Here is an 11,607-nt window from a genome sequence, read left to right on the forward strand (position 1 = left end):
AGAGTTAGAACCTGTTCTACTCGATATCGTGACTCAGGGGAATACTGCATCCACGGCAATCGCTGGTGGTAGCGGCACGGCATTGAACACGGGCGCCGTGCCCGAGGTACTCAGCGCGCCCCTGCGGGTGCGTTTCGATTACACCCGCTCCGTCGGCACCACCATCGGAACCTTTCTGACCCGATTGCGCGACCACAAGATCGTCGGCGCGCGCGGGTCGGACGGCCGGGTGATCGTGCCGCCGCCGGAATACGATCCGATCACCGCCGAACCGCTGACCGAGTTCGTCGACGTCGCCGACACCGGCACCGTCGAATCCTGGACCTGGGTGCGCGAGCCGCTGCCGGGCCAGCCGTTCGACCGCCCGTTCGCCTGGGCGCTGATCCGGCTGGACGGCGCGGACACGACGCTGCTGCACGCCGTCGACGTCGCCGCACCCGAGGACATCCGCAAAGGCTTACGGGTGACCGCCCGCTGGGCCGAGCAGACCGAGGGCAGCATTCGCGACATCCTCTGCTTCGAGCCGGGCGAGCAGGCTTCGGCGCCGGTGGAGTCCGCCTCGGCCGATCCGGTCACCATGATCACGACGCCGGTCGACCTTTCCTACAAGCACACCGCCTCGCCGCAGGAGACCGTGTACCTGCGCGGACTCGCCGAAGGCAAGCTGATCGGCGCGCGCACCGACGCCGCGGGCAAGGTGTACTTCCCGCCGCGCGGCGCGAATCCGACCGACGGCAGGCCGACCGACGAGTTCATCGAACTGTCCGATCACGGCACCGTGACCACCTTCTGCATCGTCAATGTGCCGTTCATGGGCCAGCGGATCAAGCCGCCCTACGTCGCGGCCTACGTGCTGCTGGACGGCGCGGACATCCCGGTGCTGCACCTGGTGCTCGGCTGCGACGCGAGCGAGGTGCGGATGGGCATGCGGGTGCAGGCGGTGTGGAAGCCGCGCGAGGAGTGGGGCTACGGGCTGGAGAACGTGGACCACTTCCGCCCCTCCGGCGAGCCGGACGCCGACTACGAGACCTATAAGCACCACCTCTGAGAGAGGCGCACGTTGACTGACAACGCCACCGACATCGCGGTCGTGGGCTTCGCCCACGCGCCGCACGTGCCGGAGACCTTCGGCACCACCAACGGTGTCGAGATGCTGGTGCCCTGCTTCCAGCAGCTCTACGACCGACTCGGCATCACCAAGTCCGATATCGACTTCTGGTGCTCCGGCTCGTCCGATTACCTTGCCGGACGCGCCTTCTCGTTCATCTCGGCGATCGACGCCATCGGCGCGGTGCCGCCGATCAACGAATCGCACGTGGAGATGGACGCCGCATGGGCGCTGTACGAGGCGTGGGTGAAACTGCGCTCCGGGCAGGCGACGACGGCACTGGTGTACGGCTTCGGCAAGTCCTCCGCGGGCACGCAGCGCCAGGTGCTCACCATGCAGCTGGACCCCTACCTGGTCGCGCCGCTGTGGCCGGACGCCTGGTCCATCGCCGGCCTGCAGGCGCGCGCCGGTCTGGACGCGGGCCGCTGGACCGAGCGGGACATGGCGGCCGTCGTGGCAGGCGACGGTGACGCCGACAGCCTGCTCGACCAGCCCTACGTCGCGGATCCGCTGCGCGCGCACGACATCGCGCCGATCACCGACGGCGCGGCCGCCATCGTGCTCGCCGTGGGCGACCGCGCCCGCGAACTGTGCGAACGCCCCGCGTGGATCACCGGCATGGCGCATCGAATCGATACTCCCGTGCTCGGTGCGCGTGACCTCACCGTCTCGCCTTCGACAGCCGCCGCCGCCCACGCGGTCACCGGCGGCGACGTGAGCGGCTTCGACATCGCCGAGCTGCACGCGCCGTTCAGTCATCAGCAGCTGATCCTCGCCGAGGCGATCGGGCTGAAGAACGGCACGAAGGTGAATCCGTCCGGCGGCGCGCTCGCGGCCAACCCGATGTTCGCCGCGGGCCTGGAGCGCATCGGCTTCGCGGCCGAGGCGATCATCGCGGGCTCGGCGAATCGCGCCCTGGCCCACGCCACCAGCGGACCCGCGCTCCAGCAGAACCTTGTGACCGTCTTGGGATCGGAGAACCGATGAGCTTGCCAGCTGCGGTGCTCGGCACCGGACAGACCCATCACGTGACGAAACGGACCGACGTCTCCATGTCGGGGATGTGCCGCGAGGCCATCGATCGCGCCCTCGCCGACGCCGGTCTCACCATCGCCGATATCGACGCGGTCGTGGTCGGCAAGGCGCCCGACGGGTTCGAGGGCGTCATGATGCCCGAGCTGTTCATGGCGGACGCGCTCGGCGCCACCGGCAAGCCGCTGCTGCGGGTGCACACCGCCGGTTCCGTCGGCGGCTCCACCGGCATCGTCGCGACCAATCTGGTGCAGGCGGGTGTGCACAAGCGCGTGCTCGCGGTGGCGTGGGAGAAACAGTCGGAGTCGAACGCCATGTGGGCGTTGTCGATTCCGGTGCCGTTCACCATGCCGGTCGGCGCGGGCGCGGGCGGCTACTTCGCACCGCACGTACGTTCCTACATCCGGCGCTCCAACGCCCCGGGCCACATCGGCGCCATGGTGGCGGTGAAGGATCGCCGCAACGGAGCCAAGAACCCGCTGGCCCACCTGAAGCAGCCCGACATCACGCTGGAATCGGTGCTCGCCTCGCAGATGCTGTGGGACCCGATCCGCTTCGACGAGACCTGCCCCTCTTCCGACGGCGCGTGCGCGATCGTGCTGGGCGACGCGGACGCCGCCGAGGCGGTCGAGGCCACCGGCCGCAAGGTCGCCTGGGTGCACGGCACCGCGATGCGTACCGAACCGACCACATTCTCCGGGCGCGACCAGGTCAACCCGCAGGCGGGCCGCGACGCGGCGGCGGCACTGTGGCAGGCGGCCGGGATCACCAACCCGCTCGAGGAGATCGACGTGGCCGAGATCTACGTCCCGTTCTCCTGGTTCGAACCGATGTGGCTGGAGAACCTGGGCTTCGTGCCGCAGGGCGACGGGTGGAAACTCACCGACAAGGGCGAGACCGAGATCGGCGGCACTCTTCCGGTCAATCCGTCCGGCGGCGTGCTGTCGTCCAACCCGATCGGCGCCTCCGGGCTCATCCGGTTCGCCGAGGCCGCCAAGCAGGTCATGCAGCGGGCCGGGGACTACCAGGTCGAGGGCGCGCGCAAGGCGCTGGGACACGCGTACGGCGGCGGTTCGCAGTACTTCTCGATGTGGGTGGTCGGATCGGAGCGGCGGTGACTGCGCTGAAGTTCACCGTCGGCATCGCGCTGAGTCCGCTGGACCAGCTGCCGGAGCTCGCGAAAACCGCCGAGGAATGCGGTTTCTCGTCCATCGCCCTGCCGGATTCGTTGTTCTACATGAAGTCGGCGGCGGCGAAGTACCCCTACACCCCCGACGGCAGCCGGTTCTGGGGGCCGGAGACCCCGTGGGTCGACCCGCTCATCGGCGCGACCGCCATGGCGGCCGTCACCAGCCGCATCCGCTTCTACACGAACGTGCTGAAGTTGGGTTCGCGCAATCCGCTGCTGCTGGCCCGGCAGGTCGGCTCGGTGGCCAACCTGTCGGGCAACCGCTTCGGTTTCGGCGTCGGAATCGGCTGGGCGCCGGAGGAATTCGAGTGGTGCGGCGTGCCCTTCGCGCGCCGCGGCGCGCGGGTGGACGAGATGATCGAAGTGATCAAGCTGGTGCTCGCCGGTGGCATGGTCGAGTACCACGGCGAGTTCTTCGACTTCGATCCGCTGCAGATCAGCCCGGCCCCGAGCGAGCCGGTGCCGTTCTATATCGGCGGGCACACCGACGCGGCATTGCGCCGCGCCGCACGGGTCGGCGACGGCTGGACCTCGGCCATGATGACCTACGACGAACTCCGGAGCACCATCGGCAAGCTCGGCACGCTGCGCGCCGAGTACGACCGGGCCGATGAGCCGTTCGAGATCCAGGCGGTGTGCATCGATCGCTTCGGACGGTCGGGTTATCAGGACCTCGCGGACGCGGGCGTCACCGACGCGATCGTGGTGCCCTGGCTGGCCGACGGCATCGGATTCGACGGTGAGCTCGCCGCCAAACAGGACTCGCTGCGCGAGTTCGCGCGACAGTACATAGCCGAACCCGTGCTCACCGCGCGGTGAGACCCATCAACCGGTCGAAGGAGGCCGTATGACCACCGCCGAGCATCCGGCCCGGGCCGCGGGCCTTGCATCACAGGCCGCCGTGCGAGCACGGGACAAGCGGGCCTGGGTCGCGCTGTTCGCCGAGGACGGCATCGTGGAGGACCCCATCGGCCCGTCGGGCTTCGACCCGGAGGGCAAGGGCCACCGCGGCACGGAGGCCATCGCCGCGTTCTGGGACAAGGCGATCGCGAAGACCGATCTGATCGAGTTCCTGTTCGGCGACTCGTTCGCCTGCGGCAACGAGGTCGCCTTCACCGGCACGATCCGCAGCACCCTCGGCGGGCACCGGATCGACGCCGACGGCGTATTCACCTACCGGGTGAACGAGGACGGCAAGATCGCCGCGCTGCGGGCGTTCTGGGAGGTCGATCGCGCCATGAAGACCGCGCGTCCGGTCGACTGACTCGGTACCGGACGAAAAGGCCCTCGCACCGAAGTGCGAGGGCCTTTCCCATGTCTCAGTGCGCGACCGGGCAAGTCTTGTAGTCGACCGGGAACTCCTTGATCCCGTTGAGCCAGCCCGAACGCAGCCGCTTGGCGTCGGCGACCTTGGTGATGTCGGGCAGGTGGTCGGCGATGGCGTTGAAGATCAGGTCGATCTCCAGCCGGGCCAGGTTCGCCCCGATGCAGAAGTGCGCCCCGGTGCCGCCGAAGGCCAGGTGCGGGTTGTCCGCGCGCATGATGTCGAACTTCTCCGGCCGGTCGAAGACCTCTTCGTCGAAGTTGGCCGCGCGGTACAGCATGACCACCCGCTGGCCCTTCTTGATCTGCACGCCGCCGAGCTCCGTGTCCTCCAGCGCGGTCCGCTGGAACGAGGTGACCGGAGTGGCCCACCGGATGATCTCGTCGGCGGCCGTGGCGGGACGTTCCTTCTTGAACAGCTCCCACTGGTCCGGGTTCTCCAGGAACGCGATCATGCCGTGCGAGATGGCGTTGCGCGTGGTCTCGTTGCCCGCGACGGCGAGCATGATCACGAAGAAGCCGAACTCCTCTTCGGTGAGCTTGTCACCGTCGACATCGGCTTCGATCAGCGTCGTGACTATGTCGTCGGCCGGGCACTGCTTGCGGGCGGCCGCCATCTGGTAGGCGTAGCCCAGAATCTCGGCGGAAGCCGCGACCGGGTCGGCGGCGCTCTCCGGGTCGTCGTAGCCGGTCATGTCGTTGGACCAGGAGAAGACCTTCATCCGGTCTTCCTGCGGGACGCCGATCAGCTCGGCGATGGCCTGTAGCGGCAGTTCGCACGCGATCTGGGTGACGAAGTCGCCGGAACCCGACTCGGCCGCCGCCTTCACGATGGACTCCGCACGGGCCGACAGCTCCGCGCGCAGGCCGTTGATGGCGCGCGGGGTGAAGCCGCGCGAGATGATCTTGCGCAGCTTGGTGTGCTCCGGCGCGTCCATGTTCAGCAGGACGATCCGCTGCAGCTCGATCTGCTCCCGGGCGATGTCGTCGTTGAACCGCGGGATGGCGGTGTTCTCGTAACTGGAGAACACGTCGCTGCGCCGCGAGACCTCTTTGACGTCGGCGTGCTTGCTCACCACCCAGAAGCCGTCGTCGTGGAAGCCGCTGACGTCCGGGGACTGCGGGTTCCACCAGATCGGCGCCGTCCGGCGCAGTTCGGCGAACTCCTCGACCGGAACACGCTCGGCGTAGATGTCCGGGTCCGTGACGTCGAACCCGTCCGGAAGATTCGGCCGGGCATTCCGAGTGTCTACCACCAGATGTCTCCTTCGACAAACTGAAACACGTTCTATAATCATTGAAGCACAGGCGGGAGAACGAGGAAAGAAACCGGATAGATCCGCCCCTGACAAGTGCTATGAACGCGTTTCAGTTTTCTGTCCCATAAAGAGAGGTTGGACATGGGCACACCCGTGATCGTCGAGGCCGCACGGACCCCGATCGGCAAGCGCGGCGGCTGGCTGTCGGGCCTGCACGCGGCCGAACTGCTCGGCGCGGCCCAGCGCGGGCTGCTCGAGCGCGCACACCTGGACCCCGCGCAGGTCGAACAGGTCATCGGCGGCTGCGTCACCCAGGCGGGCGAGCAGTCCAACAACGTCACCCGGGTCGCGTGGCTGCACGCGGGCCTGCCGTGGCAGGTCGGCGCCACCACGATCGACACCCAGTGCGGCTCCGCTCAGCAGGCCAATCATCTGATCGCGGGACTGATCGCGGCCGGCGCCATCGACATCGGCATGGCCTGTGGCGTGGAGGCGATGAGCCGGGTTCCGCTGGGCGCCAATGTCGGCGAGAACGCGGGGCCGCGCAGGCCCGCGTCGTGGAACATCGACCTGCCCAACCAGTTCGAGGCGGCCGAGCGAATCGCCAAGCGGCGCGGCATCACCCGCGCGGACGTGGACGCGTTCGGCGCACGCTCGCAGCGCCTGGCCGCGCAGGCGTGGGCAGAGGGCCGGTTCGATCGCGAGGTGCTGACCGTCACCGCCCCCGCAGCCGACAAAGAGGGCAACCTCACCGGCGAAAAGCTCGATGTGTCACGGGATCAGGGCCTGCGCGAGACCACTGTCGAAGGCCTGGCGAAGCTGAAGCCGGTCCTGGAGGGCGGCGTGCACACCGCCGGATCCTCCTCACAGATCTCCGACGGCGCCGCCGCGGTGCTGCTGATGGACGAGAAGGCCGCGCAGCGAGCGGGTTTGCGTCCGCGGGCGCGGATCGTCACACAGGCGGTGGTCGGCGCGGAGCCGGAGTTCCACCTCGACGGCCCTGTGCAGGCGTGCACCAGGCTGCTGGAGCGGTCCGGCATGAATATCGGCGACATCGACCTTTTCGAGATCAACGAAGCGTTCGCGTCGGTCGCACTTTCCTGGGCTTCTGTACACCAGCCGGACATGGATCGGGTTAATGTCAACGGCGGCGCCATCGCTCTCGGGCATCCGGTCGGATCCACCGGATCCCGCCTGATCACAACGGCTTTGCACGAACTGGAGCGCTCCGACCGCAGCACCGCAATGGTTCTCATGTGCGCCGGTGGCGCACTCGCGACAGGAACGATCATCGAACGTTTGTGAGTTCAACCATTTCATGCGCGTTTGTTGAACGTTCATCCCCTGGGCGCGCAAACGTGTCGTACGCCACACAAACCCATGTACCGCCGAGTCCATGAGATGTCAGCTATCTTGCGGCTATCAAGACCCCTTGCGTAGAGACCGCAGCGACGGGCCAGAACCGGTTCGTACCGCGGCTTCTCGAGAGGCCTTGGCGTGACCCGCAAACGCGACCGTCCCAGTGCCTTCGCCGCCTTCCGACCTAGAAGCTTCAAGGAAATCCGGAATCAGGCGTAGGTTTTCAGTTACTGAGCCGCTAATATCAATGATACGTATCCGAGATAACGACTGTTAGTACAGCGAAGGGAATTGGGCGGCTCACAATGGCTGATTTCGCGGCGCGGCTGAACAAGCTGTTCGAAACCGTGCATCCCCCGGGGCGTAAGCCGCACACCAACGCGGAGGTCGCGGCGGCGCTGACGGCCTCCGGACATCCGATCTCGAAACCGTACCTGTCGCAGTTGCGGTCGGGACAACGGACGAACCCGTCCGATGAGACGGTGGCCGCCCTGGCGAAGTTCTTCAAAGTCAAGCCGGACTACTTCTTCAACGACATCTATGCCGCCAAGATCGATCACGATCTGGAGCTGCTGTCCCAGCTGCAGGGCTATGGACTGCGACGGCTGTCGAGTAGAGCGTTCGACTTGTCCGAAGAATCACAGAACCTCCTCACATCCATGGCGGAGAAGTTGCGGGCAAGCGAGGGCTTGCCCGAAATTCCTCCGGATGGAACCGAATAGGTTCTTCTGCACGGCAGCACAGTGCGACCCATCGGGTCGCACTGTGCTGTGTTTTGCGCACGCGTAAGCGGGCGAAGCACGCAACCGGCGTGCGGTCGTGCCCAGAGAAATTGGGGCCGCGACCGCAGGCCGGTTAGTGCCGCCCTCCCTATGATGTGCTTACATATGCACTTTCGGCGTGGTTCGCCGACAGTCGTTCATGTCGAAGAGGATTCCCGGCCCAACCGGTCTGTCCGAATAGTCCGCGTTCGGCTATTGCGCCGGATTGATCGTATTTGCGCGAGGTCGATCAATTTCGAGCGCAGCCGGGCGCGGTGGTCCGATAGGCGCGCGAGACGTGCCTGCACGCTCCGCCCGGACTAAAGCCTTCGGACAGAGCAATCCACCGCGCTCACCCGGTCGGTCCGGACCACCACCGAGGCGGTCGGTGCGCGTTCCGCCAGCACGAGGCCCTGATTCGCCGCCCGGCGGCATGTCGCCGATCTGCGATGAGCAGGCTCGCGACCTTCCAAGCGGGCCGAGCCAAGGCCGGACTGCCGGTGCGCGACCCGGGCCGCGCACCGGATCCGATCCACGGCCGGTACCGCGAGCACTACGATGCCCGCCGGGTAGAGCGCGATTGCACGGCCGACCCGCTGCCGAGCACACGCCCAGACCGGACGACCCGGCGGCCGCCGAACCCACTGCGGCCGAATCCGTTCCAGCGGTCGGCCGGGCAGGGGCCGCATCGACCTCCGACCGCTGCCCCGGCACGGCCAGCGGAAGCCAGGGATCGCCGCTGTCGTAGGGCGGCGGCTCGGGATCCACCGCGCACGATGGGCGGGAAAGTGGCACGTGGGCGGAAACCCTGCCGCCGCGCAGAGCGGGGCCCGCGACGGCGCCGGACGCTGCCTGCACACGGAACGCGCGACCTACTCTCATGCGCCGAGCCTTCCCCTCATCAGTCGAAGCGCAGTTCTGTGCCCGGTCGCCACTCTCACACGGGACTTTCCGAACGGACGGGTGCCCATACTAGACCCCGGTCCGCGAACGCGCCCGTCGACGGGCCGAGGCCGCTCAGGCGCCGTATACCGGCTCCGGCGGAGTCGCTTTGGCGATCAGGTCGGCCACGACCGGTCCGAGCTCGGCCGGATGCCAGCGGGCGCCGCGGTCGGCGGGCTCACCGTGCCGCCAGCCGTCGGCCAGCGCCACCTTGCCGCCTTCCACCTCGAAGACCCGCCCCGTCACCGCCGCCGACTGCGCACTGCCCAGCCATACGACCAGCGGAGACACGTTCTCCGGCGCCATCGCGTCGAAGCCGCTTTCCGGCGCCGCCATCATGTCCGCGAACACCATCTCGGTCATCCTGGTGCGCGCGGACGGGGCAATCGCGTTCACCGTCACGCCGTAGCGGGCGAATTCGGCGGCGGCGGTCAGCGTCAGGCCCGCGATACCGGCCTTGGCCGCACCGTAATTGCTCTGTCCGACGCTGCCCTGCAGTCCGGCGCCGGAGCTGGTGTTGATGATCCGTCCGTCGACCGGACGACCCGCCTTGGCCTCCGCACGCCAGTATTCGATCGCGTGCCGCATGGTCGCGAAGTGGCCTTTCAGGTGCACGCGGACCACCGCGTCCCACTCGTCCTCGCTGAGATTGACCAACATCCGGTCGCGCACGAACCCGGCGTTGTTGACCAGCACGTCCAGCTTGCCGAAGGCGTCGACGGCCTGGCGGACGAGCCTGCGGGCGCCTTCCCAGTCGGCGACGTCGTCGCCGTTGGCCACCGCCCGGCCGCCCAGCGCCTCGATCTCGGCGACCACCTGCGCGGCGGGCGTTTCCGCGGTGGCCGCGCCGTCGAGGGTCGAACCGATGTCGTTGACCACCACGCTGGCGCCCGCCGCGGCGAAAGCGAGGGCGTGCGCGCGGCCGATGCCCCGGCCCGCGCCGGTGACGATGACGACGCGCCCGGCGCAGATCTGCTCGGTGTCCATATGTGTCCTTCTTCGTGTGCGGTCTTGTTCAGGACTGCTGGTCGGCATTGGAAGCGGCCAGGAAGGCGGGCCGTTCGCCGCCGCCGTGCACCAGCAGGGTCGCGCCGCTGACGTATGCGGCCAGCGGCGAGGCCAGGAAGACGGCGCAGCGGCCGACGTCGTCGGGTCGGGCCATGCGACCCAGAGGAATGGTCCGGCCCACCGCGTCGACGCCGTCCTGATCGCCGTAGTGCAGTCGGCTCAGCTCGGTGTCGACCGGCCCCACCACCAGCGAGTTCACCCGAACCCTCGGCGCCCACTCGACGGCGAGCGAGCCGGTGAGACTGTCCACGCCCGCTTTCGCCGCGCCGTAGGCGGCGGTGCCCGGCGAGGGACGGTGCCCGCTGACGCTGGAGATGTTCACGATCGAACCGCCCTCGTCCTGCCGCTGCATCACCGCGTTGGCGGCCTGCGCCAACAGCAGCGGAGCGAGCAGGTTCAGCTCGACGATCTTGGTGTGAAACTTCTTGCTCGCCTCGGCGGCGAGTGCGAACGGAGCGCCGCCCGCGTTGTTCACCAGATGGTCGAGGCGGCCGTGGCGCTCGGTGATCGTGTCGATCAGGGCGCGCACCGCGTCCTCGTCCCGCACATCGCACGGCACGTAGTCGATCGAGCGGCCGTCGACTTCGACGGGCGCGTCCGCCGGTCGCCGTGCACAGGCCACGACGGTGGCGCCCGCGGCAAGGAACGCCTTGCTCACGCCCGCGCCCACACCGCGCACACCGCCCGTCACCAGAACGACGCGGCCGGACAGATCGATTTCGAGTGGCACCGTGCTAACCTACCAAGCAACTGCTTGCTTTGCCAATGCGTTCACACACGATGGGACTTGCCATGGGGATCAACCGCCACTCCGAATCGACCGGAATCAGCGTGGTCACGGTCGACTATCCGCCGGTCAACGCCATCCCCACGGACGGTTGGTTCGCCATCGCCGACGAAGTGCGCGCGGCGGGCCGCGACCCGGACACCAAGGTGGTGGTGCTGCGCGCGGAGAACCGCGGTTTCAACGCGGGTGTGGACATCAAGGAGATCCAGAGCAAGCCCGGCCATCAGGCGCTCATCGACGCCAATCACGGCTGCTTCGAGGCGTTCGCGGCGGTGTACGAGTGCCAGGTGCCGGTGATCGCGGTGGTGCAGGGTTTCTGCCTCGGCGGCGGCATCGGCCTGGTGGGCAACGCGGATGTCGTGATCGCCTCCGACGACGCGACCTTCGGGCTGCCCGAGGTCGATCGCGGCGCGCTCGGCGCGGCCACCCACTTGGCACGGCTGGTGCCGCAGCACCTGATGCGCGCGCTGTTCTACACCGCGAGCACCATCACCGCCCAGCAGCTGCACCACTACGGCTCGGTGTACCAGGTGGTGCCGCGCGCCGAACTCGACGCCGCCGCCTTGGAGCTGGCCAAGAACATCGCGGCCAAGGACGGCCGGGTGATCCGGGCGGCCAAGCGGGCGCTGAACGGCATCGACGTGCAGGACGTGCACCGCAGCTACCGGTACGAGCAGGGATTCACCTTCGAACTCAACCTCGCCGGCGTCGCCGACGAGATCCGCGCCCGGTTCGACGACGACCTCGCGGCGCGCAAGAGCGGGCAGTGAGAGAGGAAT

General features: G+C 68.1%; 11 protein-coding genes. 8 read left to right on the plus strand and 3 right to left on the minus strand.

Annotation, left to right across the window (positions count from 1 at the left end):
* Positions 1-82 precede the first annotated feature (82 nt).
* The 5 genes from ACWESM_RS06625 to ACWESM_RS06645 are packed head-to-tail and all read left to right on the plus strand — an operon-like array spanning position 83 to position 4,593.
* The gene (locus ACWESM_RS06625) at positions 83-1,048 is read left to right on the plus strand and encodes a Zn-ribbon domain-containing OB-fold protein (protein ID WP_452491072.1); all 966 of its coding nucleotides are present in this window, start codon (positions 83-85) and stop codon (positions 1,046-1,048) included.
* A gap of 12 nt (positions 1,049-1,060) precedes the next feature.
* A complete protein-coding gene (locus ACWESM_RS06630; protein WP_355076860.1) occupies positions 1,061-2,095 on the plus strand; it encodes a thiolase domain-containing protein in 1,035 nt (344 codons plus the stop codon).
* Positions 2,092-3,258, plus strand: a complete 1,167-nt coding sequence (locus ACWESM_RS06635; RefSeq protein ID WP_355076859.1) for a thiolase domain-containing protein — start codon at positions 2,092-2,094, stop codon at positions 3,256-3,258. Before ACWESM_RS06630 ends, ACWESM_RS06635 begins: the two co-directional genes overlap by 4 nt.
* A gap of 5 nt (positions 3,259-3,263) precedes the next feature.
* On the plus strand, positions 3,264-4,148 hold the full coding sequence (locus ACWESM_RS06640) for a TIGR03619 family F420-dependent LLM class oxidoreductase (RefSeq protein WP_452491131.1): 885 nt from the start codon (positions 3,264-3,266) through the stop codon (positions 4,146-4,148).
* Between the two features lie 28 nt (positions 4,149-4,176).
* Positions 4,177-4,593 carry a nuclear transport factor 2 family protein gene (locus ACWESM_RS06645; RefSeq protein WP_355076857.1) on the plus strand — a complete coding sequence of 139 codons (417 nt, stop codon included), beginning with the start codon at positions 4,177-4,179 and terminating at the stop codon, positions 4,591-4,593.
* A 55-nt stretch (positions 4,594-4,648) separates the two neighbouring features.
* Here the strand turns inward: ACWESM_RS06645 and ACWESM_RS06650 are convergent, their stop codons facing one another.
* Positions 4,649-5,950, minus strand: a complete 1,302-nt coding sequence (locus ACWESM_RS06650) for a cytochrome P450 (RefSeq protein ID WP_452491073.1) — start codon at positions 5,948-5,950, stop codon at positions 4,649-4,651.
* Between the two features lie 102 nt (positions 5,951-6,052).
* Here ACWESM_RS06650 and ACWESM_RS06655 point away from each other — a divergent pair, with 102 nt between their 5' ends.
* Positions 6,053-7,216, plus strand: coding sequence for a steroid 3-ketoacyl-CoA thiolase (locus tag ACWESM_RS06655; protein ID WP_356963622.1), 1,164 nt, complete (start codon positions 6,053-6,055; stop codon positions 7,214-7,216).
* A 359-nt stretch (positions 7,217-7,575) separates the two neighbouring features.
* Complete coding sequence (locus ACWESM_RS06660; RefSeq protein ID WP_011207048.1) at positions 7,576-7,992, plus strand: helix-turn-helix domain-containing protein; 417 nt, start codon at positions 7,576-7,578, stop codon at positions 7,990-7,992.
* Between the two features lie 1,056 nt (positions 7,993-9,048).
* Here ACWESM_RS06660 and ACWESM_RS06665 read toward each other — a convergent pair.
* Both ACWESM_RS06665 and ACWESM_RS06670 read right to left on the minus strand, forming a co-directional pair.
* Positions 9,049-9,960, minus strand: coding sequence for an SDR family oxidoreductase (locus tag ACWESM_RS06665; protein WP_452491074.1), 912 nt, complete (start codon positions 9,958-9,960; stop codon positions 9,049-9,051).
* A 28-nt stretch (positions 9,961-9,988) separates the two neighbouring features.
* Complete coding sequence (locus ACWESM_RS06670; RefSeq protein WP_364425148.1) at positions 9,989-10,771, minus strand: SDR family oxidoreductase; 783 nt, start codon at positions 10,769-10,771, stop codon at positions 9,989-9,991.
* 62 nt (positions 10,772-10,833) lie between these two features.
* On the opposite strand from ACWESM_RS06670, the gene ACWESM_RS06675 reads away from it, so the two are divergent.
* Complete coding sequence (locus ACWESM_RS06675; protein ID WP_039794869.1) at positions 10,834-11,598, plus strand: enoyl-CoA hydratase family protein; 765 nt, start codon at positions 10,834-10,836, stop codon at positions 11,596-11,598.
* Positions 11,599-11,607: the final 9 nt, after the last annotated feature.

Source organism: Nocardia sp. NPDC003999, from assembly GCF_053604885.1.